Raw genomic sequence first — 23,771 nt, forward strand, 5'->3', positions numbered from 1 at the left:
TGCTGTGTATGAGGAGACCGATGACAGGGAATGAGATTCGCGCACGTTTTCTGAAGTTTTTTGCCGAACGGGGGCATACGGTGGTGCCCAGTTCGGGCATCATCCCCAAGAACGACCCGACCCTGATGTTTACCAACGCGGGGATGAACCAGTTCAAGGACTGCTTCCTCGGGATGGAAAAGCGGGAGTACACCCGGGCGTGCAGCTCGCAGAAATGCGTGCGCGCCGGCGGCAAACACAACGACCTGGAAAATGTCGGGCGCACGGCCCGCCACCATACCTTCTTCGAGATGCTGGGCAATTTTTCCTTTGGCGATTACTTCAAGAAGGAGGCCATCGCCTATGCCTGGGAGTTTCTGACCAGGGATCTGGGGCTGGACAAGAACCGCCTGTATGTGTCCGTGTACAAAGAGGATGACGAAGCAGCCGATATCTGGCATCTCCAGGAGGGGATTCCCCGGGAGCGGATCTTCCGTTTCGGCGAGAAGGACAACTTCTGGTCCATGGGGGACACCGGTCCCTGCGGCCCCTGCTCGGAGATCTTCTACGACCAGGGACCCGAGGCGGGGTGCGGCAGCCCGGAGTGCACCGTTGGCTGCGACTGCGATCGCTACATGGAGATCTGGAACAACGTCTTCATGCAGTTCGACCGGTCGAGCGACGGCGTTCTGACGCCGTTGCCCAGGCCCTCGGTGGATACGGGGATGGGGCTGGAGCGTATTTCGGCGGTTATGCAGGGGGTCATCACCAACTATGACACCGACCTGATGCAGGGCATCATCAGACACGTGGAGCGGCTCTCGGGGAAAAAATACGGGGCCAACGAGAGGGACGATGTCTCCATGCGGGTCATCGCCGATCATTCGCGGGCCACAACCTTCCTGATCTGCGACGGGGCCTTGCCGAGCAACGAAGGGCGTGGCTACGTGCTGCGCCGTATCATGCGCCGTGCCGCACGCCATGCCAAGATGTTAGGCTTTGCCGAGCCGATGCTCTACCATACGGTGGATGCGGTCCGCGACATGATGGGTGACGCCTACCCGGAACTGCTGGAGCGGGAGGCCTACATCAAAAAGGTCGTCCTGGCCGAGGAACAACGCTTCGCGGAAACCCTCGACCGCGGCCTGGCCATCCTGAACGATGAGGTCGCCTCCCTGCGCGCCGCCGGGAAGAATGTCATCCCGGGCGACACGCTCTTCAAACTGTACGATACCTATGGCTTCCCCACCGACCTGACCGCGGACATCGTGGAGAGCGAGGGTTTTACCATCGACGAGGCCGGCTTCGAGACCTGCATGGGGACACAGCGGGAACAGGCCCGGGAACACTGGAAAGGGTCGGGAGAAGAGGGGATCGCCCAGGTGTTCAAGGAACTTCATAACTGCGGGGTGCGCAGCACCTTCGTGGGATACGACGAGATGTCGGTCTACGGACCGGTGGTGGCCATCGTCAGGGATGGGGTCGAGGTAGACTCCGCGGTCGCCGGCGACTCGGTCGGGGTGATCACGGAAACGACCCCCTTCTACGGCGACTCCGGGGGGCAGAAGGGTGATGTGGGGATCATCTCCACCGGCAATGCCCATCTGGAGGTATGCGCCACCAGCCGTCCCTACCCCGATCTGATCGTGCACCATGGCGTGGTGAAGGAAGGGGCGCTCAAAAAGGGGGACGCCGCGGACCTGAAGGTGGCCCAGGCCACCCGGAACGCCACGGCCCGCAACCATACCGCCACCCACCTGCTCCAGTCGGCACTGCGCCAGGTCCTGGGCGATCATGTCAAACAGGCCGGGTCGCTGGTCTCCGCCGATCGCCTGCGCTTCGACTTCACCCATTTCTCGGCCATGACCGCCGACGAGATCTGCCGGGTCGAGGACCTGGTCAACGCCTACATCATGGGCAACGATCAGGTGGTCACGAACCAGATGCAGATAGCGGAAGCCATCGAGGCCGGAGCTACGGCGCTCTTCGACGAGAAGTACGGCGACACGGTGCGTGTGGTCAAGGTCGGCGACGTCAGTATGGAGCTGTGTGGCGGCACCCATGTGCGCGCTGCCGGGGATATCGGATTGTTCAAGGTCGTCGCCGAGACCGGCATCGCCGCCGGGGTGCGCCGCATCGAAGCCCTGACCGGCACCGGAGCCCTTGCCTTTGTCCGGCAGATGGAGGATGAACAGCGGGCCATGGCCGCGCTGCTCAAGGCCGAGGGGGGCAACCCTCTGGAACGGCTTGAGCGGCTCCTCGCCCGCCAGAAGGAGTTCCAGCGGGAGATCGAGGCCCTGCAGGGCAAGCTCAACGCCGCCGCCTCGGGCGATCTGCTCGCTCAGGTCGTAGAGGTGCACGGCATGAAGCTTCTGGCCGTCAAGGTGGCGGTGGAGGATGTCAAGGCGCTGCGCGATCTCTCCGATACGCTGAAAGACCGTATTGGCGAGGGGGTCGTGGTTCTGGGCGCCGCCATCGGGGGCAAGGCCAACCTGCTGGTGGCGGTTACCAAAGGCCTGATTGCCACCGTAAAGGCCGGTGATATAATTAAGCGTTTGGCGCCTCTCATCGGAGGCAGCGGGGGGGGCAAACCCGAGTTGGCCCAGGCCGGCGGGTCCCAGCCCGAAAAGCTCGAAGAAGCCTTGTCTGCCGCCGCACAGATGCTGTCGGAGCTGGTGGGGTCATAATCTGAACAGGATGAACAGGTCGCGGAATGACTTTGCAAATGTTGCATAACGAGGACTCCCCGTCGTCGGACCGGCCGGAAACGGTCCTTATCGTGGATGATGAACGGGTTATCCGCGAGTTGTGCGAAAAGGTCCTCAAGGAGTATCATGTCCTTCAGGCCGGCAGTTGCGCAGAGGCGCTGCAAATCTACCAGAAGGAACATTGCGACCTGATCCTGACCGATGTGATGATGCCGGGTGGGTCGGGTATCGATCTGCTCAGCCAGGTGAAGACACTGGACCCCAACGCGGTCGTGGTCGTCATGACCGGTTTTTCCCAGAAGGAGATCATTCTCAATGCCCTCAGGGAGGGAGCGGACGATTTCATCAACAAGCCCCTCAACCTGTTGCAGCTCCGGACCGCCGTAGAAAAGTCCCTGGCCAGAAAGCGGCTCAGGGAGGAGTTGGCCAGCCTCAAACGGCTTGATCGCTTCAAAAGCAACTTTCTCTCGCTGATTTCCCACAAACTGCGCACCCCGATTACCGCGATCTCGCTCTTTCTGCAGAATGTGGAAAAGGGCATCTACGATCAGAACGACCAGAACTTTCGCCAGAATATCAAGCTGGTCAATAACGAGGCCGACTATCTGGGGCGTCTGGTGTCGGACTTGCTCTCCTTCAGCAGGGTCATGGAGGGGCGTGAGGGGCTGAATCTGGAACCGTGCGACCTGAACAGCATTCTGGTGGAGGTCATAGGGGGATCGCAACGCAAAGAGGGGATCGAAACCGAGTTCAACCCATCGCCGCTGCCCGTACTGCGGCTTGACCGGGGGAAGATTACCTTCGTCTTTCAGCAGGTCATTGAAAACGCCTACAAGTTTTCCGGCGAAACCGGGCATGTGTCCGTCACGTTGCGCACCACCGGAGACGCCGTGCACGTGGTTGTCTCCGATACCGGCATCGGTATCCCCCGGGAGGAGTTGTCCAAGGTGTTCGAGAAGTTCTATCAAGCCGACCCGGATAATGCCGGTCAGGTGCGGGGCTTCGGTCTGGGGCTGTTCTACGCCCGCGAGTTTGTGCACCAGCATGGCGGCTCCATTACGATCGACAGCGAGCCCCAGCGGGGAAGTACGGTCACGGTGACGTTGCCGCTGCAATAACCTTTTGCAGGCTGTTGAAAAACTATTGCGGAGAGCCGTCTGCGGCGTTGCGCGGTACTCGCAGCCGAGGCATAACTGGCTGTTATGCCTCGGCTGCTCCGTTCCGGGCGCCTGGCATCCGGCCTTCCTCATGACGTTTTTCAACAACCTGTTTGAGATTTTGCCCGCTTTACGGTAAACTGCCACCTTTCCGGTCGGCAGTTTTATTTTTAGGGGATCAAGGTACGGCTCTATGATGATGGAACACCTGATAGGGAAGGCCAATACGCTGATGGAGGCGCTGCCGTACATCAGGCGTTTTTCGGGAAAGACCTTTGTCATTAAATACGGCGGTCATGCCATGGCGGACGAAAGGCTAAAGGCCTCGTTCGCCCTGGATGTGATCATGCTCAAGTCCCTGGGGATCAACGCGGTCATCGTGCACGGCGGAGGCCCGCAGATCAACCAGACCCTCAAGCGCTACGGGATCGAGTCCGAGTTTGTTCGCGGCATGCGGGTCACCGACGCAGAAACCATGTCGGTGGTGGAGATGGTGCTGGTGGGCCAGGTGAACAAGGAGGTCGTCGGCTACCTGAACCATCACGGCGGCCGGGCCGTCGGGCTTTCCGGCAAGGACGGCACCCTGCTTTTGTCCAAGAAGCTGCTTCTGGAGGCCAAGGCGGAGGATGGCTCCCGCGAGTTGGTGGACATCGGCTATGTGGGGGATGTGGTCAAGGTCAACACCGACCTGATCAGGACCCTGGAGAGCGGGAAGTACCTGCCGGTGATCGCCCCGGTGGGGGTCGGACCGGAAGGGGAGAGCTACAACATCAACGCCGACCTGGTGGCCGGCCGGGTGGCGGCCGCCTTGAACGCCGAGAAACTGATCTTGTTGACCGATATCGAGGGGGTCAAGGACAAGAACGGCACGCTTCTGGGCAGCATCGCCGTGGCCGACATGCACCGCCTGATCGAGGAAGAGGCCATTACCGGCGGCATGATCCCCAAGGTGGTCTGCTGCGCCGACGCCCTGAACGAAGGGGTCAAAAAGGCCCATATCATCGATGGCCGGGTGGAGCACGCCGTGTTGCTGGAGATATTTACCGATGGCGGCATCGGCACGGAGATCGTGAAATGAAACCTGAATCCGTGACGCCTCCATGCCTCCGCTGGTCCGGAAGGCCTCTGCCTTTGCGTTTGAAGAGTTTGCGACGATCAGGCGGGGTGCCAGCACGTGAGTGATCTGGTGCGACAGGGCGGCGTGCGGGCCCCGGCTCCTCCGGGCACTATGGCATTCCGGCGTCACGAATTCAGGCGAAGGGTCAAATAAACGCTTTTCATAGATTGGAAACGCAATGAACACACAACAATGGATAGAAAAGTCGGACAAATACATCATGAGGACCTACGGACGCTACCCCATCGTGCCGGTCAAGGGGCAGGGGTGCCGCCTGTGGGATGCCGACGGCAAGGAATACCTTGATTTCCTCGGCGGAGTCGCGGTCAACAACCTGGGGCACTGCCATCCCGCGGTCGTCGCTGCCCTGCAAAAACAGGCCGCCGAACTGATCCACTGCTCCAACTATTACCAGATCCCGCAACAGATCGAACTGGCCGAGTTGTTGTGCAGCCATTCCTTTGCCGACAAGGCCTTTTTCTGCAACTCCGGGGCTGAGGCCAACGAGGCGGCCATCAAGCTGGCACGCAAGTACAGCCGCGACAAGTTCGGCCCCGAACGCTACGAGATCATTACCGCCGCCGAGTCGTTCCACGGCCGCACCATGGCGACCGTTTCCGCCACCGGCCAGGAGAAGGTGCAGCGTTTCTTCGATCCGCTGCTGCACGGCTTCAAACATGTCCCCTTCGACGATGTCACCGCACTGGAGGCGGCTGTCACGCCCAACACCTGCGCCGTTATGCTGGAACCGATCCAGGGGGAAGGGGGCGTCAATGTGCCGTCACCCGATTACTTCCGAGAGGTGCGCCGCATCTGCGACCAGCACGGCCTGATCCTGATCTTCGACGAGGTACAGGTGGGCATGGGGCGTACCGGCAAGCTCTTCGCCTACGAGCACTTCGACGTGCTTCCCGACATCATGACCCTGGCCAAGGCCCTGGCCGGCGGTGCGCCCATCGGCACCATGCTGGCCCGGGACGAGTTTGCCGCCGCCTTTGTGCCCGGCACCCACGGCTCCACCTTCGGCGGCAATCCGCTGGTCTGCGCGGCGGCCATCGCCACGGTGCACACCATCCTGGAAGAGGGGATTCTCAACCACACCGAGGAGATCGGCGAGTACCTGCTGGGCGAGTTGAAAGCCTTGGGAAAGAAGTACCCCTTTGTCAAGGAGGTGCGCGGCATCGGCCTGATGATCGGCATGAGCCTGACGATCCCCGGTGCCGAGATCGTCAAGAAGGGGCACAGCCGCGGCCTGCTGCTCAACGTGACCCATGACACGGTGCTGCGTTTCGTGCCGCCCTTGGTGGTCACCAAACAGGAAATAACACAAATGATAGCGATCCTCGACGGCATTCTGGCCGAGGTCGGGGCATAAACGGAGGAGAGAATGGCGCGGCACTTTCTGGCGTTGCACGATTACGACAAAACAGAACTCGACGGCATGCTGACCCTGGCGCGGGAGCTGAAGGAGAAGCAGAAACAGGGCGTCCCCCACCGGCTTCTGGACGGCAAGGCCCTGGCCATGATCTTCGAGAAGTCCTCCACCCGGACCCGCATCTCCTTCGAGGTGGGGATGTTTCAACTGGGGGGGCACGGCCTCTTCATTTCCAACCGGGATTCCCAGATCGGGCGCGGCGAGCCGATCAGGGATACGGCCCGGGTCATGTCCCGCTACTGCGACGGCGTGATGATCAGGACCTTCGGCCAGGAGATCGTGGACGAATTCGCCCGCTACGCCTCCGTGCCGGTTATCAACGGCCTGACCGACCTGTTCCATCCCTGTCAGATCATGGCCGACCTGCTGACGGTCCTGGAACACAAGCGCACCTACGAGGGGCTGAAGTTTGCCTGGGTGGGGGACGGCAACAACATGGCCAACACCTGGATCGAGGCGGCGGCTATCTTCGGCTTCGACCTGGCCCTGGCCTGCCCGGCCGGTTACCGGCCGGACCAGGCGGTGCTGGCCTGGGCCGATGCCAAGGCCCCGGGCAGGATCACCGTGACGGACGATCCGAAGGCGGCGGTCAAGGATGCCCACGTGCTTAACACCGATGTGTGGGCCAGCATGGGGCAGGAGTCTGAGCAGAAGGAGCGGGAACGGGCCTTTGCCGGCTACTGTCTGGATGACGCCCTGCTGGCCCTGGCCAAGCCGGACGCCATCGTCCTGCACTGCCTCCCCGCCCACCGCGGCGAGGAGATCGCCGACTCGGTCATCGAAGGGAAAAACTCGGTGGTCTGGGACGAGGCCGAGAACCGGCTGCATGTGCAGAAGGCGATCATGGCCACACTCATGGGATAGATAGAAGCGCCGCTTTTCCGCCATCTCTGCGTTGCCCTGCGGGAATTCCTTGTGCGACGTGGCGCTGCCACGCCTCCGCGGATTCCCTTGGGCGCCTTGACCTGACGAAAAATCGACGCTTCTTTGGGCAATTCATCCGTGGGGTAGAAACACCGCTTTTCCGCCATCTCGGCGTTGCCCTGCGGGAACCCCTTGTGCGAGGTGGTGTTGCCACGCCTGCACTGATTTTCCTTGGCACCCTGGCCTGACGAAACAGCGACGTTTTTTGGGATATTCATACTAATCCGTTAAAGGAGAAGCACATGGCAAAAATTCAGAAACAGGAAATCAAGAAGATCGTCCTGGCCTACTCGGGCGGCCTGGATACCTCCATCATCCTCAAATGGCTCAAAAACGAGTACGGCTGCAAGGTCGTCGCCTTTTCCGCCGATCTGGGGCAGGGGGACGAACTGGCGCCGATCCGCGAGAAGGCCCTGGCCACCGGCGCCGACAAGGTCTACATCGACGACCTGCGGGAAGAGTTCGTGCGGGATTTCGTGTTCCCCATGTTCCGCGCCAGCGCCATCTACGAGGGGCATTACCTGCTGGGGACCTCCATCGCCCGGCCGCTGATCGCCAAGCGCCAGATGGAGATCGCCGCCAAGGAGAAATGCGACGCCGTCTCCCACGGCGCCACCGGCAAGGGGAACGACCAGGTCCGTTTCGAACTGGCCTACTACCACTTCAACCCGGCCATCAAGGTCGTGGCCCCCTGGCGCGAATGGGACCTGAACAGCCGCCAGGCCCTCATCGAGTACGCCAAGAAGAACGGCATCCCGATCCCGGTCACCAAGAAGCGCCCCTGGTCCTCGGACCGCAACATGCTCCACATCTCCTTCGAGGGGGGCATCCTGGAGGACACCTGGGCCGAGGCGCCCGAAGAGATGTACGTATTGACCACGTCGCCGGAAAAGGCCCCCAACAAGCCGCAGTACGTAGAGATCGAGTTCAAGAACGGCAACGCCGTGGCCGTGGACGGCGAGCAGATGACGCCGGCCCAGTTGCTGGCCCACCTCAACTTCCTGGGGGGCCAGCACGGCATCGGCCGGGTGGACCTGCTGGAAAACCGCTCGGTGGGCATGAAGTCCCGGGGCGTGTACGAGACCCCCGGCGGCACCATCCTGCGCGAAGCCCACTCGGCGGTTGAGCAGATCACCATGGACCGCGAAGTCCTGCGTATCCGCGACAGCCTCATCCCCGAGTACGCCCGGCAGGTCTACGGCGGCTACTGGTTCTCCCCCGAGCGCCAGATGCTCCAGACCCTGATCGACGATTCCCAGAAGTGCGTCAACGGCGTGGCCCGCGTCAAGCTGTACAAGGGGCTCTGCCGCACCGTGGGGCGCAAGTCCGACACCGACTCGCTCTTCAATCTGGATTTCGCCACCTTCGAGAAGGACCAGGTCTACAACCAGGCCGACGCCGAGGGCTTCATCAAGATCAATTCCCTCAGGCTGCGGATCCGCTCGTTGATGCAGGCTAACCGGAAGAAGTAGGGTTTTTCCGGTACAGGCTGTCTGTTGAACACGGAGGGGCATGACTATGTTATGCCCCTTTGCTGTATCCGATCCCCTTCCCTTGCCGGAAGCTTTATCGCCAGGAAGAAAAAGCCGTACGTCTCCGCTTTGAATTTATCCATTTTTCACGTATAGTATCGCCCGACATCAACTTTACTCCCAAACACGAGGAACCGAGATACCATGTCCAAAGACAAGCTGTGGGGCGGCCGCTTCACCCAGCCCACCGATAAGTTCGTCGAGGAGTTCACCGCCTCGATCCAGTTCGACAAGCGCCTCTATCATCAGGATATCCGGGGCTCTATCGCCCACGCCCGCATGCTGGGCAAACAGGGGATCATCCCCATGGAGGATGTGGAGCAGATCGTCCACGGCCTGCAACAGATCCTGCAGCAGATCGAGGCCGGCGAGTTCGACTTCTCCATCGCCCTGGAAGATATCCACATGAATATCGAGGCCAGGCTCTCCGCCAAGATCGGCGAGGCGGGCAAACGCCTGCATACCGGCCGCTCGCGCAACGATCAGGTGGCCCTGGATATCCGCCTCTACCTGCGGGACGAGATCGTGGATATCGCCACCTATCTGGATCTGCTGATCGACGCCCTGCTTGGGCAGGCCGAGGCGAACCTGGATGTGATCATGCCCGGCTTCACCCATCTGCAGACCGCCCAGCCGATCCTGTTCAGCCATCACCTGATGGCCTATGTGGAGATGCTTACGCGGGACAAGGGGCGCATGGAGGATTGCCTGAAACGGGTCAATGTCCTCCCCCTGGGAGCCGGCGCCCTGGCCGGTACGACCTTTCCCATCGACCGGGAGTACGTGGCCGAGCAACTGAACTTCCCCGCCATTACCCGCAACTCCCTGGACTCGGTCTCGGACCGGGATTTTGCCCTGGAGTTCCTGGCTGCGTCATCGATCATCATGATGCACCTGTCCCGCTTTTCCGAGGAGTTGATCCTCTGGTCCACCAGCGAGTTCAGGTTCATCGAACTGTCGGACGGCTTCTGCACCGGTTCGTCCATCATGCCCCAGAAAAAGAACCCTGACGTGCCCGAACTGGTGCGGGGCAAGACCGGCAGGGTCTACGGCAACCTGATGGCGCTCCTGACGGTGATGAAGTCTTTGCCGCTGGCCTACAACAAGGACATGCAGGAGGACAAGGAGCCGCTTTTCGACACCATCGACACGGTCAAGGGGAGCCTCAAGATCTTTGCCGACATGATCAGGGAGATGCGGGTCAACGGGGAGACCATGCGCCGTGCCGCCGGTTACGGTTTTTCCACCGCCACCGATGTGGCCGACTACCTGGTGCGCAAGGGGCTTCCCTTCCGCGACGCCCATGAGGTGGTGGGGAAGGCGGTTGCCTACTGCGTGGAGAACGAAATGGACATCACCGATCTCTCCCTGGCCGAGTGGCAACTGTTTTCGGCCAAGATCGACAACGATATCTTCGCGGCCATAACCGTCGAGGCCAGCGTCAATGCCCGTAATGTCCCCGGCGGCACCGCCAGGGCGCGGGTTGAGAGCGAAATTCGCGCCGCGCGAGAGGGAAAGTAGCGTCCGATGTATTGTGATTTTTTCGGATTCACCGAAAAGCCGTTTACGATCACGCCCAATCCCCACTTTATCTACCTGAGCGGCAACCATCGGGAAGCGTTTGCCCACCTTTTGTACGGCATCGACAGCCATGCCGGTTTCATCGCCATGACCGGCGAGGTGGGAACCGGCAAGACCACGGTGCTGCGTACCCTGTTGTCGCAACTGGACCCGGAAAAGTACAAGAGCGCCCTGATCTTCAACCCCTGCCTGTCGGGTGAACAGCTTCTGGCCAGCATCTGCCGCGATTTCGGCATCGAGACCGCCGAGAAGAACAGTTTTGCCTACCTGGAGGCCCTCAACCGTTACCTTTTGGAGCAGAATGCCGCCGGCCGCACCCTGGTGCTGGTCGTCGATGAGGCCCAGAACCTGGCACCGGAGGTCCTGGAGCAGGTGCGCCTCATCTCCAACCTGGAGACGGAGCGGGACAAGCTGATCCAGATCATCCTGGCCGGGCAGCCCGAGCTCGACGACGTCTTCAACCGCCACGACCTGCGGCAGCTCAACCAGCGCATCACGGTCCGCTGCAGGCTGTCGCCCATGGGGCTGGACGACACGAAGGAGTATATCAGCCATCGCGTGAAGATCTCCGGAAGCCGCATCCCCCGCCTGTTCTCCCCTGGTGCGGTGAAACAGATCTACCGCTTTTCGGGCGGCATCCCCCGCCTTATCAACGTTGCCTGCGAACAATCGCTGCTCCTGGCCTGGACGCGGGAAAGCCTGACGGTAACGCCGGACATCGCCGCCCGGGTCATAGCCGAAGCAGGGGCCGTGGCCCCCCGCAGGGGATTGTGGGAACGAATCACCGGACTATTCTTCTCGGGAAAGTGAATAGAAATCTATGAGTTATATCCTCGATGCCTTGAAAAAACTGGAGAGCGAGAAGGAACGGAAGGCCCGCGGCAGCGGCATGATCAACATTGCCGGGGAGCTGTTCAAAAACGGTCCGGCCCCCCAAAAGGAACGCAGGAACTGGCCCATTGTCCTGGGGCTGGTGCTGCTGGCATCGCTCATAACCTTCGGCGCGACCTTCCTGTTCCTGCATGGGGGCAAGGGGAAAAGGCATACCGCTTCTCCAATGGTGATGCCCCCGCCATCGGTGACCCCTGCGCCGGCACCACCGATGCTTCCCGCCAAACCGGCGATGCCCGAGCCGCCGCCCCGACCGCCTGCGGTGGTTGCTCCGCAGAAAGCCGCGCCACCTCCGGCACGGGTGCCGAAAGCCGTCAAGAAACCGCCCGTGCCCCGGCACCCTCCGGTTGCCCGGCCGGCACGACCTGTTGCACCGGCAGCCGAGGAAAACGCCCCCGCTGAGCCTGCCCGGCCCACTGCCACTGCCCTTGTCGCCGCTCCCGCCGATATCAAGGTGTCGGGCATCGCCTGGCAGGAACGTCGCGGTGCGTCCCGGGCGGTGGTGAATGGCTTCCTCCTGCGAGAGGGCAATACGGTCTCCGGCGCCAGGATTGTGGAGATCTTCCAGAACAAGGTCCGTTTCAGTTCAGCTACTGGCACCTTCGAAGTGTATCTGGTTGCCACCGGTTTGCCGGCGGCGCCGAAATAGATGGGTATCGAGGTTCGCGTGGGCATGCGCTTTCTGTTGCTTTTCATACTGTTTTCGCTGCTTTCCGGGTGCGGGAAGAAGGGACCGCTGCTCTATCCCGACATGCTGGTTCCGGCCGCTGTGACCGCCTTGACGGCAAACCAGAGCGGCGCCAGCGTCAAGATCGCCTTTGAGTTGCCAAATAAGGACATGGCCGGGCGTTCGTTGCGGGATCTGGCCGGCGTAAGCGTCTTCAAACGGGTGGAATCGTCGCTGCAACAACCCGATTGTCCCGCCTGCACCGATGATTTCCGGCTGTTTCGCAAGCTCTATCTCGATCTGCCCGATGCCACCCAGATCTACGGCAACAAGGTGGTGCTCCTGGACGGCGAGACGCGCAGGAATACCGCCTACAGCTACTACGTCGTCCCCTTTGCCCGGGACAACTCCGTGGGGGCAAGCTCGGCGCCGGTACGCGTTCGGGTCACGTTGCAGCCGCTTCCTCCGGTGCTTCAGGTTTTGCCGGCGCCCACGGAGATCAAGCTGGAATTCGTGGCCATTCCGCCCGAGGAAGGCTCCATTGTGGGGTATAACCTCTACCGTACCGCCAAGAACGAGCCCATGCCCTATCTCCCGCTGAACAAGGAACCGCTTACGGGCACCACGTACACCGATTCGGGGCTGGAGCGCAAGACGGTCTACCGCTATGTGGCCAGGACGGTGGTGCGTATGCCGTGGGGTGGGGTCGCTGAGAGCGGCGCCTCCAACGAGGCGGAAGGGGCTTTGAAGGAGGAGGAATAATAGCAGGTTGTTGAAGCCATCAGGCCTTCGTCCTCGAATGCCCTTTTGTGACTGAGGCCTTTGGCCTCACCCTTCGGGTGCCTTCGCAGGGCTTGCGACGATCTGACTATTTTGGGACAACCTGATAAGAGCAAGATTGAAAGGTGAGAGAAACAGAAAAGGGCATCCGGTTGGATGCCCTTTTCTGTTTGCATGTTCTTTGCCGCTGCCGGAAGGAATTACTTGGCGACGGTTTCGGCCAGTTTGGTTGCGATCTCTTTGTAGGGGTTGGCGAACAGGATGATCAGGCAGACAACCAGGGCGTAGATGGCCAGGGACTCGATCATGGCCAGACCGATCATCATGGTGGTCAGGATCTTGCCGGAAGCGCCGGGGTTACGGGAAACGCCTTCTACGGCGCTTTTAACTGCCAGACCCTGACCGATGCCGGTACCCAGGGTGCCCAGTGCCATGCCGATACCTGCTGCCAGAACGCACATTGTGAAAAAGCTCATCGTTACTTCTCCTCTCTTCGTATGGTAGTTATCCTAAACAGTATAGGATGCGTAAACTTGCTTGGGGACGCCTTGTTGCGTCCGGAAAACGCTTAGTGTGCCTCTTCCAGCGATCCCTGGATGTAGATCATGGCCAGGAGCATGAAGACAAAGGCCTGGATGAAGGAGACCAGCACGCCCATGAGCATCATCGGCAGCGGCACCAGGAAGGGGGCCAGCCCGAAGAAGATCATCAGGACCAGTTCATGGCCGTTCATGTTGCCGAAGAGACGCAGGGTGAGGGAAACCGGGCGGCTCAAGTGGCCTATGACCTCGATGAAGAACATGACCGGGGCCAGCCAGGCGATGGGGCCCATGAAGTGTTTCAGGTAGTGCAGGCCGTGGTGCTTGATCCCGACCACATGGGTCGAGAGGAAGACGATCACGGCGCAGGCGGCCGTGGTGTTGATGTTGGCGGTGGGGGGGAAGAAACCCGGGATCAGGCCGGTCAGGTTGGAGACCAGGATAAAGATCGCCAGGGTGGCTATCAGCGGGAAGTAGGGACGGCCATGTTCGCCCATGGTTTCGACGATCATGTTTTCAATGCCGCCGACAACCACTTCCATGAAGTTCTGCAGGCCGCCGGGGATCGCCTTGAGCGCCGACGTGGCCAGTACGGAAAGCACCAGCAGCAGAACGATGATCAGCCAGGTGTAGGCGATGGCATCGGCACTGGCCTCGTTGAGATGCAGCGGCGCCAGCAGGTTGCGGAAAAACTCGAGAAACAGTAAAGGGTGAACCATGGAGCTAACCTCCCGTGCGCAAGGCACTATATAATGAAAGTGCAATTATGTTGGCAACGATAACGGACAATCCCACCAGCAGCCCTGCCAGCGAGAACCATCCCGAAGTGATGATGACATACAGTACCAGACCGGTGACGGTGATACGGCCCACGAACCGGATTTGGGCGTACAGATTCGGTTTGGCCGGCATCAGGCCGAGGATGCGCTGGAGCACGTTGCGCAGCCAGGCAAAATTACAAATGGCAATGATGCCGCCTGCCAGGATGCCCATCCCGGCCTTGGCCGAAAAGAGGGCGAATCCTCCGATGCTCAGAACCGCCAGCAGGGCCAGGCTCCCTTTGATGATGACGGCGAAGAGGTTATCTTCGTTGATCGCTGTCATCATCTCTGCGGATCTCCCTGCCGGCTATCACGTAAATATTCTTGAAACCGGCCGCAATCCCGATAAATAAAAAGATATAAAAGAACCACGGCTTGGTGCCAAGCCACCGGTCGAGCGCCAGGCCGGACCAGACGCCGATCCCTATTGCCAGGACGACCGAGATGCCCATGCTGGACACCATGGACAGGCTCTTGAGCAGATCGCGTTTGTCACGATCCATAGTCAGAACCCCCGCCCGAAGTTGATACCAAAATCGATATTCCTTAGCATGGCAGCGCTCGTAATGTCAAACAAAATAACAGAATAACGTTTGACCTAGGCGATGAGCCGGAAGCATTTAGCCGCGGCGGCGATGGTTTTTTCGATATCGGCAGCGCTGTGGGCGGCCGACACGAATGCGGTCTCGAACTGGGACGGCGCCAGGTAGATCCCTTCATCCAGCATGGCCAGGAAGTATGTGGCGAACGCCTTGGTGTCGCAGGCGGAGGCGGTCGGCCAATCGTGGACTTCGTTCTTGCTGAAGAAGGCGCAGAACATGCTGCCGACCCGGGTGGAATAGATCGGGTAGCCGGCTGCCTTGGCGGCCGCGGCGATGCCCTCCGCCACCTGGCGGCTCTTCTCTTCCAGCTTTTCATAGAAGCCGGGCTGTTTGAGCAGCGTAAGGGTCGCGATGCCGGCCGACATGGCCAACGGGTTGCCGGAGAGGGTGCCGGCCTGGTAGATGCCGCCGGACGGAGAAAGTTTTTCCATTATTTCGCGCTTGCCGCCAAAGGCGCCCACCGGCAGGCCGCCACCGATGATCTTGCCCAGGGTGGTCATGTCGGGGGTGACGCCGAACAGGGACTGGGCGCCGCCGTAGGCCACCCGGAAACCGGACATGACCTCGTCGAAGATCAGGATGATCCCCTCGTTGGTGCAGATCTCGCGCAGCCCTTCCAGGAAACCCTCCCGGGGGGGGATGGTCCCCATGTTGCCGGCCACCGGCTCCACGATGATACAGGCGATGGTGCCCTTGTTTTCGGCCACCAGTTTTCTGACCGAGTCGAGGGAGTTGTATTCCGCCGTCAGGGTGTGTTTGGCAAAATCGGCAGGCACGCCGGGCGAATCGGGCACGCCGAAGGTGGCCGCGCCGGAGCCGGCCTTGACCAGCAGGGAGTCTGCGTGGCCGTGATAGCAGCCGGAAAATTTGAGGATATTGTCCCGCCCGGTGTAGCCGCGGGCCAGGCGGATGGCGCTCATGGTGGCCTCCGTCCCGGAGCTGACCATGCGCACCATCTCTATGGAGGGGACGGCCTCGATCACCATGCTGGCCAGGATGGTCTCCTGTTCCGTCGGCGCGCCAAAGCTGGCGCCGTTGTCCATGGTCCTCTTGACCGCCTCGATCACCTGCGGGTGGCAGTGCCCCACGATCATGGGCCCCCAGGAACCGACGTAGTCCACAAAGGCATTGCCGTCTTCATCGTAGATGGCGCTCCCGGCCGCCTTTTTGATGAAAAGGGGGTCTGCTCCCACGGACTTGAACGCCCTGACCGGGCTGTTGACACCGCCGGGGATTGCTGCTTTGGCCTGCTGGAAGAGAGCGCTGGAACGGGTGTGGTTCATGGTGGAAGGACCCCTCATACTTTATTTTGAAATGAGCTTGCCAATGGGGTGTTTTGAATAGCACACCATCCTCGATTTTGTCAATCGCAAAGAAGATTTTTTATTTTGATTTTAGTATGTTGGGGATAATGACGGGGTATTTTGCGCGGCCTGAGAAAGGGGGAAAAATCTGCTTGACAAAGAAAATCAAATAACCTATTTTGACAACGTTTTGTATACAGTATACCGCAAGTAATTAGGAGGGTTTCCGATGCTTGGTGCATATCTCCCCATACTTCTCCTGGTCATAGTCGCCGTGTTGTTCGGGCTGGTTTCCATCGTCCTGTCCTCGCTCATCGGCCAGAAGAAGCCTTCCCCCGTCAAGCTGGCTCCGTACGAGAGCGGCTGCACGCCGGTCGGAACGGCCCGGGAACGTTTCTCGATCAAGTTCTACCTGATCGCCATGCTGTTCATCCTGTTCGACATCGAGGCTGTGTTCCTCTATCCCTGGGCGATTCTCTATAAGAAGCTTGGCGTGTTCGGCCTGGTCGAGATGGGGACCTTTATCGTCATTCTCTTTGTCGGTTACATTTACGTCTGGAAAAAAGGAGCACTGGAATGGGAGTAGACAATCCGCTTGGCGACAACATCATAACCACGTCCCTGGATGCGCTCGTCAACTGGTCGAGGAAGTCGTCCATCTGGCCCATGACCTTCGGCCTGGCATGCTGCGCCATCGAGATGATGGCCGCCGGCGCTTCCCATTACGACCTCGACCGTTTCGGCATCATCTTCCGCGCCTCCCCCCGGCAGTCCGACTGCATCATCATCGCCGGCACGGTCACCAAGAAGATGCTGCCGGTCATCAAGACTGTCTATGAGCAGATGCCCGAGCCGAAATGGGTCATCGCCATGGGTGCCTGCGCCTGTTCAGGCGGAATCTTCGATACCTACAGCGTTGTGCAGGGGATCGATGAGGCGCTGCCGGTGGATGTCTACATCCCTGGCTGCCCGCCGCGCCCCGAGGCGCTCCTGTACGGTCTTATGAAACTACAGGATAAGATCATGCATGACAAGAACTCGTTTGGCTCCGCCATCGGTCTGGGTAACAGGATCGAGTCGGCTGCAGCGTAAGTCACCGGGTACACTGAATATATCAAATCCCAGACAAAGGGTTGAATGCCATGGCAGAGAACAATCGCGCAGTAGTCAAGTTGAAAGAGAAATTCGCCTCTTCCATCATCGAGGTCGTCGAGTTTCGCGGCGAAGTGACGGTAACGATCAAAAAGGAAGACCTTCTGGCTGTTCTTGCCTTTCTGAAGCAGGCCCTTCAGTACAATCTGCTCACCGACGTGACCGCGATTGACTATCTGGGCAAGAAGGAAGAGCGCTTCATGATGGTCTACCTGCTGTACTCCATTCCCAACAAGGATCGGCTGCGCATCAAGACGGCCGTTTCCGAGGCGGAGTGCCATATCGAGAGCGCGACCCAGGTCTGGGCTACCGCCAACTGGCTGGAGCGCGAGGTCTACGACCTGTTCGGCATCACGTTCGACAACCACCCCGACCTGCGCCGCATCCTGATGACGCCCGACTGGGAAGGTTATCCGTTGCGCAAGGACTACCCGCTTCAGGGGCCGGACCGGGAACCCTATAAAGGCCGCCTGTCGTAAGTTCCCGCACCAACGTACTTCGTATCTACGATCATAGAAGAGGCGATATATGGCTACTACGGAAAAGATGACGCTGAATATGGGGCCGCAGCACCCCAGCACCCACGGGGTTCTCAGGCTCGTTCTCGAACTGGACGGCGAGGTGATCACCAAGATCACCCCGGACATCGGCTACCTGCACCGCGGGGTGGAGAAGCTCTCCGAGCACCGCACCTACCACCAGGTCCTGCCGCTGACCGACCGTCTCGACTACCTGGCCCCCATGCACAACAATCTGGGGTATATCCTGACGGTTGAGAAGCTGCTGGACATCCAGGTTCCGGAGCGGGCCCAGACCATCCGCATCATCATGGCCGAGTTGACGCGCCTCGAGTCCCACCTGGTATGGCTTGCCACACATGCCCTCGATATCGGCGCCATGACGGTCTTCCTCTATGCCTTCCGCGAGCGCGAGGTCATCATGGAAACCTATGAACTGATCTCCGGTGCCCGCATGACCTCCAATTTCTTCCGCGCCGGCGGCCTCTCACAGGATGTGCCGCCCGAATTCGAGAAGAAGGTGCGCGATTTCATCGCTGCCATGCCGGCTAATCTGGACCAGTACGAGGGGCTCCTGACCACTAACCCGATCTGGCTCAAGCGTACGGTCGGCAACGGCGTCATCTCGGCCGAGGACGCCATCGACATGGGCATTACCGGCCCGGCCCTGCGCGGTTCCGGTGTGGACTTGGACCTGCGCCGCGACAATCCCTATTCCGGGTACGAGAACTACCAGTTCCAAATCCCGGTGGGGGAGAAGTGTGATACCTTTGACCGCTACAAGGTGCGCCTGGTGGAGATGCGCGAGGCCTGTAAGATCATCAACCAGGCCCTCGACCGGCTCAAACCGGGCCCGGTGCTGGCCGATTGCCCCCAGGTCTGTTATCCCCCCAAGGAAAACGTCTACAACTCCATAGAAGGTCTGATCCACCACTTCAAGATCGCCTCCGAAGGCTATCCCGTACCGGAAGGCGAAGTCTACCAGGGGGTTGAAAACCCCAAGGGCGAGTTGGGTTTCTACATCGTCAGCGACGGCAGTTCCAAACCCTACCGCATGAGAATCCGGCCGCCCTCATTCGTCAACCTCCAGGCCATCGAGAAGATGGCCAAGGGGGCCATGATTGCCGACTTGGTGGCTGTAATCGGAACGTTGGACGTCGTTCTTGGCGAAATAGACAGATAACTCCCGTAACGATTCAAAGGAGACGGCGCGAATGAGTGAAGCAGTTGCGCAACAGGCAGAAGAACAGGAACCGGAAGTAGACCTCTCCATAGCCGATAAGGTTATCGATAAATACATCGATCTGCCGGGCAACCTGATGCCGGTCCTTCAAGGGGTCCAGGATGCATACGGGTATGTGCCCCGCAAGGTTGCCGACTATGTCGCCGAGCGGTTGAACGTCTACCCCAGCCAGATCTACGGCGTTCTCACCTTTTACGCCCAGTTTCATCTGAAACCCCGCGGCCGGTTCATCATCCGGGTCTGCGTCGGGACCGCCTGCCACGTCTCGGGCGCTCCGCGTATCGTTGAAACCTTCTTCGATAAACTGCACATCGGCCACGCCGAGACCACGCCGGACCTGCGCTACACCTTTGAAAAGGTCGCCTGCCTGGGCGCCTGCGGCATGGCGCCCTTGGCCATGGTCAACGATGACACCTTCGGCAAGATGACGGTCCAGAAGGTTGACGAGATAATTGCCGAATATAACCAGCGGCCGATGAAATAGAACCGACTCAACCATTCCAGCAGGGGACAAAGCGTTATGGGCGAAGCAATAAAAATTCTGATATGTCAAGGGACCGGCGGAATTTCGGCCGGTGCGAAAAAGGTTGAGGCGGAATTTCGCCGGGTGCTCCAGGAAAAGGGCGTTGACGCGGTGGTGGGCAAGCGTTGTGAGGTCATCCACACCGGTTGCCGCGGGCTGTGCGCCAACGACGTCCTGGTAGACATCATTACCGAAGAGCAGGGCCGGGTCACCTACGACTTCGTTCAGCCTGAAGAGGTCGAACAGCTCGTCAACGAGCATATCGTCGGCAAGACGGTCCTGGAAAAACGGAAGGCGAAACCGTACTACAACACGTTTGTCGATGCCCAGATGCGGGTCGTCATGTCCGGCTGCGGCCAGATAAACCCCGAGTCGCTGGACGCATTTCTCGGGGAAGACGGATTCAAGGCCATAGAAAAATGCATCACGACCATGAAGCCGGAAGAGGTCATCGAAGAGGTCAAGAAGTCCGGCCTGCGCGGTCGTGGGGGCGGCGGTTTCCCCACCGGCATGAAGTGGTCCTTCTGCAAGGCCTCCCCGGGCGAGCACAAATACCTGATCTGCAATGCCGACGAGGGTGACCCCGGCGCCTTCATGGACCGTTCGCTGCTGGAAGGCGACCCCTACTGCATCATCGAAGGGATGATGATCGCCGCCTATGCCATCGGCTGCGACTTCGGCTATGTGTATGTCCGCGCCGAGTACCCCCTGGCGGTGCAGCGCCTCCAGCGCGCCATCGACGACTGCTACGAAAAGGGATACCTGGGGCAGAACATCAAAGGGTGGGGCCTCAACTTCGACATGCGCATCAAGATGGGCGCCGGCGCCTTTGTGTGCGGTGAAGAAACCGCCCTGATGGCCTCCATCGAAGGGCAGCGCGGCATGAGCCGCCCCCGTCCGCCGTTCCCCGCCGTGCGCGGTCTGTGGGGCAAGCCGACCAACATCAACAACGTGGAGACCTTCGCCAACGTCCGGCATATCATCAACAAGGGCTCTGCCTGGTACGCCTCCCTCGGCACCGAGACCACCAAGGGGACCAAGATCTTCGCCGTTACCGGCAAGGTCAAGCACACCGGCCTGGTAGAGGTTCCGGCCGGTATGACCGTCCGTTCGGTTCTCTACGACGTGTGCGGCGGCATCCTCAATAATCGCAAGTTCAAGGCCGTGCAGGCCGGCGGCCCCTCGGGCGGCTGTATTCCCGGCGAGATCCTGGACACCCCGGTCGACTACGACTCCCTGATCAAGGCCGGCGCCATGATGGGCTCCGGCGGTCTGGTCGTCATGGACGAGACCACCTGCATGGTGGACGTCGCCCGCTTCTTCCTCTCCTTCACCAGGATGGAATCCTGCGGCAAATGCGTCCCCTGCCGCATCGGCCTGAAGGTCATGCTGGACATCCTGGAACGCATCACCGAGGGGCGCGGCGAACCGTCCGACCTGGATACCCTTCTGGATCTGGGGGTTGCCATCAAGAAGGCCTCTCTGTGCGGCCTCGGCCAGACGGCTCCCAACCCGATCCTCTCCACCATCAACTATTTCCGCCACGAGTACGAGGCGCACATCAACGACAAGCGGTGCCCCTCCAACTGCTGCAAGGAGTTGCTCCTCTGGCAGGTCGTGGAAGACAAGTGCGTCAAGTGCGGGGCCTGCAAGAAGGCCTGCCCGGTGGATGCCATCGTCTGGGAAAAGGGCCAGGTCGCCTTCCTGGACCAGGAAAAATGCACCAAGTGCAAGTCCTGTTATGACGCCTGCCGCTTCATGGCGATCGAATAGAACCGGTTTCTTACAGAGTCAAACTCACTGATAGAGGTTGAGATGGTAAATCTGACGATAGATGACAAGCAGGTTACGGCTCCCAAGAACTCCACCATTTACGATGCCGCCAAGATCAACGGGATCAAGATCCCGATCCTGTGCCACGACAAGAAGCTGAAACCCTTCGGCGCCTGCCGCATGTGCCTGGTGGAAGTGGAACAGATGAGGGGGCGGCAGGTTCCGGCCTGCACCACGCCGATCACCGAGGGCATGATCATCCGCACCTCGACCCCGGACATCATCAAGGCCCGCAAGATGGTGCTGGAACTCCTGCTGCTCAACCACCCCATCGACTGCCCGGTCTGCGACAAGGGCGGGGACTGCGATCTGCAGAATCTGACCTACGAATACAAGGTGAACGCCAACCGCTTCAGCGACGAAAAGTTCCATCACGAGATCGACTACAGCAACCCGCTGATCGAACGTGATATGAACCGCTGCGTGTTGTGCGGCAAGTGCGCCCGCATCTGCGACGAGATCGTCTCCTTCGGTGCCCTGACCTTTATCAGCCGCGGTATCGAAACCAAGATCGGCTGCGAGTTCGAAGGCTCGCTCAACTGCGAGTTCTGCGGCTCCTGCGTCTCCGTCTGCCCGGTCGGCTCCCTCCTGGCCCGCCCCTTCAAGTTCAAGGCGCGCTTCTGGGCCCTCACCAATCAAAAGTCCGTGTGCGGGTACTGCGGCACCGGCTGCAACCTGACCCTGGGGGTCAAGGACAACAAGGTCCTGACCACGGTCTACGACGAGAACCAGGGGTTTCATAACGGCCAACTCTGCTGCCGCGGCCGCTTCGGCTACCAGTTCATCAACTCGGACAAGCGCCTGAACACCCCGCTGGTGCGCAAGAACGGCTCCCTGACGGAGGCGACGTGGGACGAGGCCCTCGAACTGGTCGCCGCCCGTCTGAAGGGCGCCGGCTCATCGGCTGCCGCCCTGGCCACACCGCGCCTGACCAACGAGGAGCTGGTGCTGTTCAAGCGGCTGATGGAGACCGCCGGTTCGGCCAATTACGACCATTCGGCCGGTTACGCCCATGCCGCCCTGACCGAGGGCTTCGCCAAAAGCTTCGGGGCCGCGGCCTCACCGGCGACCATCTTGGATATCCAGAAGAGCGACCTGCTCCTGGTCATCAAGACCGATAGCTACGAGACCCACCCGGTGATCGGCTTCGAGATCAACATGGCGGTCAAGAATAAGGGCGTCAAGCTGAACATCCTCTCCGACAAGCGGGGCAAGCTCTCCAAGCTGCCCGACGCCCAGACCCTGGTGCATACCCCCGGTAGCGAGATCGCCGTCATCAACGCCCTGGCCAAGACGATCCTGGACGACAAACTGGCCGCCGGCACAGCCGCTGCGATCCCTGGTTACGCCGACCTGGAAAAGGCCCTGGCCGGTTTCACCCCCGAGGCGGTCGCCGGGCAGAGCGGCCTTGCGGCCAGCGCCATCAAGCGGCTTGCCAACGACTACGCCAAGGCCGAGAAGGCACTGATCCTGTTCCCCATCGGCAACGCCTACCCCGGCCACAACGCCGACCTGGCCAGCGCCGTGGCCAACCTGGCCCTCCTGACCGGCAAGCTCGGTACGGAGGGAAGCGGCGTCCTCTGCATGGCCGAGAAGAACAACAGCCAGGGCGCCGTGGACATGGGTTTCTATGCCACCAGCGGCCTGAATGCTGGGCAGATCATGGACGGCTGCGCCAGCGGCGCCATCAAGACCCTGTTCGTCGCCGGCGAGAATCCGGTGGTTTCCTACCCGAACCGGGCCGCCATCTCGGCCGCCCTGGACAAGGTCGAGTTCCTGGTGGTTTCCGACCTGTTCATGACCGAGACTGCGGCCATGGCCGATGTGGTGCTGCCGGCCTGTTCCTTTGCCGAAAAGGAAGGGACCTTCACCAGCGTCGACCGCCGTGTCCAGCACATCAAGCCGGCCATCAGGAATATCGGCCAAAGCCGCACCGATTTCGAGATCTTTGGGCAGCTGATCGCCAAGCTGGGCGGACAAGCCCCCGCCACGCCGGCGACAGTGTTCGGCGAGATTGCGGCCTCTGCCCCGGGATATGCCGGCATGTCCTACGCTTCCCTGGGAGAGACGGGCGCCTTTGCGCCGGTTGCCGTCACGGCCGCATTCGTTGTGCCCAAGACGGTCGCTGTCGAACCGGCGGCGGGCAAGCTGGCCCTGGTTACCGGCAGCGCCCTGTACCACAACGGCACCCTGTCCCAGTTCGGCGAAGGCCCCATGCATGTCTGCCCGGAAGGGTACCTGGAACTCTCCCGCACTGACGCCGCCAAGCTGCAGATCAAGGAAAACGACCTGCTGAACGTGGCCTCCGCGATCGGCTCGACCAAGCTGAAAGCCAGGATCACCCCGCGCATGCCCGAAGGGGTGCTGTTCAGCCCGTACCACTTCGGCGCGGCGGCCATCAACCAGGTCTGGAGCGGCGCTCCGGTCACCTGGGTGACCGTGACCAAGTAGCCTGACACCAACGT

The 23,771-nt window shown here is 60.6% G+C and carries 22 protein-coding genes; 17 read left to right on the forward strand and 5 right to left on the reverse strand.

Features of this window, described 5'->3' with window-relative positions; genetic code table 11:
- Window positions 1–20: 20 nt before the first annotated feature.
- From alaS to F6V25_RS02380, 10 genes are all read left to right on the forward strand, one after another.
- A complete protein-coding gene (gene alaS / locus F6V25_RS02335) occupies window positions 21–2,666 on the forward strand; it encodes an alanine--tRNA ligase (protein ID WP_151126843.1) in 2,646 nt (881 codons plus the stop codon).
- Between the two features lie 38 nt (window positions 2,667–2,704).
- Window positions 2,705–3,805, forward strand: coding sequence for a hybrid sensor histidine kinase/response regulator (locus F6V25_RS02340; RefSeq protein WP_151126845.1), 1,101 nt, complete (start codon window positions 2,705–2,707; stop codon window positions 3,803–3,805).
- Window positions 3,806–4,043: 238 nt separating this feature from the next.
- The gene (argB, locus tag F6V25_RS02345; RefSeq protein ID WP_151127217.1) at window positions 4,044–4,922 is read left to right on the forward strand and encodes an acetylglutamate kinase; all 879 of its coding nucleotides are present in this window, start codon (window positions 4,044–4,046) and stop codon (window positions 4,920–4,922) included.
- Between the two features lie 217 nt (window positions 4,923–5,139).
- Window positions 5,140–6,336 carry an acetylornithine transaminase gene (locus F6V25_RS02350; RefSeq protein ID WP_151126847.1) on the forward strand — a complete coding sequence of 399 codons (1,197 nt, stop codon included), beginning with the start codon at window positions 5,140–5,142 and terminating at the stop codon, window positions 6,334–6,336.
- Between the two features lie 12 nt (window positions 6,337–6,348).
- Window positions 6,349–7,260, forward strand: a complete 912-nt coding sequence (gene argF, locus F6V25_RS02355; protein ID WP_151126849.1) for an ornithine carbamoyltransferase — start codon at window positions 6,349–6,351, stop codon at window positions 7,258–7,260.
- A gap of 311 nt (window positions 7,261–7,571) precedes the next feature.
- Window positions 7,572–8,792, forward strand: coding sequence for an argininosuccinate synthase (locus tag F6V25_RS02360; RefSeq protein WP_420849956.1), 1,221 nt, complete (start codon window positions 7,572–7,574; stop codon window positions 8,790–8,792).
- Window positions 8,793–8,996: 204 nt separating this feature from the next.
- Window positions 8,997–10,373, forward strand: coding sequence for an argininosuccinate lyase (argH, locus tag F6V25_RS02365; protein WP_151126853.1), 1,377 nt, complete (start codon window positions 8,997–8,999; stop codon window positions 10,371–10,373).
- 6 nt (window positions 10,374–10,379) lie between these two features.
- Window positions 10,380–11,243 (forward strand): ExeA family protein, encoded by an 864-nt coding sequence (locus F6V25_RS02370; RefSeq protein WP_151126855.1) that lies wholly within the window; start codon window positions 10,380–10,382, stop codon window positions 11,241–11,243.
- Window positions 11,244–11,253: 10 nt separating this feature from the next.
- On the forward strand, window positions 11,254–11,973 hold the full coding sequence (locus F6V25_RS17355; protein WP_151126857.1) for a hypothetical protein: 720 nt from the start codon (window positions 11,254–11,256) through the stop codon (window positions 11,971–11,973).
- The gene (locus F6V25_RS02380; RefSeq protein WP_151126859.1) at window positions 11,974–12,753 is read left to right on the forward strand and encodes a fibronectin type III domain-containing protein; all 780 of its coding nucleotides are present in this window, start codon (window positions 11,974–11,976) and stop codon (window positions 12,751–12,753) included.
- 218 nt (window positions 12,754–12,971) lie between these two features.
- Here the strand turns inward: F6V25_RS02380 and atpE are convergent, their stop codons facing one another.
- From atpE to hemL, 5 genes are all read right to left on the reverse strand, one after another.
- Window positions 12,972–13,247, reverse strand: coding sequence for an ATP synthase F0 subunit C (gene atpE, locus F6V25_RS02385; RefSeq protein WP_149211401.1), 276 nt, complete (start codon window positions 13,245–13,247; stop codon window positions 12,972–12,974).
- Between the two features lie 92 nt (window positions 13,248–13,339).
- Window positions 13,340–14,029, reverse strand: coding sequence for a F0F1 ATP synthase subunit A (atpB, locus tag F6V25_RS02390; RefSeq protein ID WP_149307305.1), 690 nt, complete (start codon window positions 14,027–14,029; stop codon window positions 13,340–13,342).
- A gap of 4 nt (window positions 14,030–14,033) precedes the next feature.
- Window positions 14,034–14,417: an ATP synthase subunit I gene (locus F6V25_RS02395; RefSeq protein ID WP_151126861.1), complete on the reverse strand. Its 384-nt coding sequence runs from the start codon at window positions 14,415–14,417 to the stop codon at window positions 14,034–14,036.
- Window positions 14,392–14,634 (reverse strand): AtpZ/AtpI family protein, encoded by a 243-nt coding sequence (locus F6V25_RS02400; protein ID WP_149307303.1) that lies wholly within the window; start codon window positions 14,632–14,634, stop codon window positions 14,392–14,394. The genes F6V25_RS02395 and F6V25_RS02400 overlap by 26 nt, the downstream gene beginning before the upstream one ends.
- A 95-nt stretch (window positions 14,635–14,729) precedes the next feature.
- Window positions 14,730–16,016 carry a glutamate-1-semialdehyde 2,1-aminomutase gene (gene hemL / locus F6V25_RS02405; RefSeq protein ID WP_151126863.1) on the reverse strand — a complete coding sequence of 429 codons (1,287 nt, stop codon included), beginning with the start codon at window positions 16,014–16,016 and terminating at the stop codon, window positions 14,730–14,732.
- 250 nt (window positions 16,017–16,266) lie between these two features.
- Between hemL and F6V25_RS02410 the strand changes: the two genes are divergently transcribed.
- Genes F6V25_RS02410 through F6V25_RS02440 form a run of 7 tightly spaced genes read left to right on the forward strand, consistent with a single transcriptional unit; the run spans window position 16,267 to window position 23,757 of the window.
- Window positions 16,267–16,623, forward strand: coding sequence for an NADH-quinone oxidoreductase subunit A (locus F6V25_RS02410; RefSeq protein WP_149307301.1), 357 nt, complete (start codon window positions 16,267–16,269; stop codon window positions 16,621–16,623).
- A complete protein-coding gene (locus tag F6V25_RS02415; protein WP_149307300.1) occupies window positions 16,614–17,129 on the forward strand; it encodes an NADH-quinone oxidoreductase subunit B in 516 nt (171 codons plus the stop codon). The genes F6V25_RS02410 and F6V25_RS02415 overlap by 10 nt, the downstream gene beginning before the upstream one ends.
- Window positions 17,130–17,179: 50 nt before the next feature.
- Window positions 17,180–17,668, forward strand: a complete 489-nt coding sequence (locus F6V25_RS02420) for an NADH-quinone oxidoreductase subunit C (protein ID WP_151126865.1) — start codon at window positions 17,180–17,182, stop codon at window positions 17,666–17,668.
- A 49-nt stretch (window positions 17,669–17,717) separates the two neighbouring features.
- The gene (gene nuoD, locus F6V25_RS02425; protein ID WP_151126867.1) at window positions 17,718–18,890 is read left to right on the forward strand and encodes an NADH dehydrogenase (quinone) subunit D; all 1,173 of its coding nucleotides are present in this window, start codon (window positions 17,718–17,720) and stop codon (window positions 18,888–18,890) included.
- Window positions 18,891–18,921: 31 nt separating this feature from the next.
- Window positions 18,922–19,434 (forward strand): NADH-quinone oxidoreductase subunit NuoE family protein, encoded by a 513-nt coding sequence (locus F6V25_RS02430; RefSeq protein WP_149307297.1) that lies wholly within the window; start codon window positions 18,922–18,924, stop codon window positions 19,432–19,434.
- 36 nt (window positions 19,435–19,470) lie between these two features.
- Complete coding sequence (gene nuoF, locus F6V25_RS02435; RefSeq protein ID WP_151126869.1) at window positions 19,471–21,246, forward strand: NADH-quinone oxidoreductase subunit NuoF; 1,776 nt, start codon at window positions 19,471–19,473, stop codon at window positions 21,244–21,246.
- A 42-nt stretch (window positions 21,247–21,288) separates the two neighbouring features.
- Complete coding sequence (locus F6V25_RS02440; protein ID WP_151126871.1) at window positions 21,289–23,757, forward strand: molybdopterin-dependent oxidoreductase; 2,469 nt, start codon at window positions 21,289–21,291, stop codon at window positions 23,755–23,757.
- The last annotated feature ends 14 nt before the right edge of the window (window positions 23,758–23,771 follow it).

This window comes from Oryzomonas japonica, from assembly GCF_008802365.1.
Classification (GTDB): domain Bacteria; phylum Desulfobacterota; class Desulfuromonadia; order Geobacterales; family Pseudopelobacteraceae; genus Oryzomonas; species Oryzomonas japonica.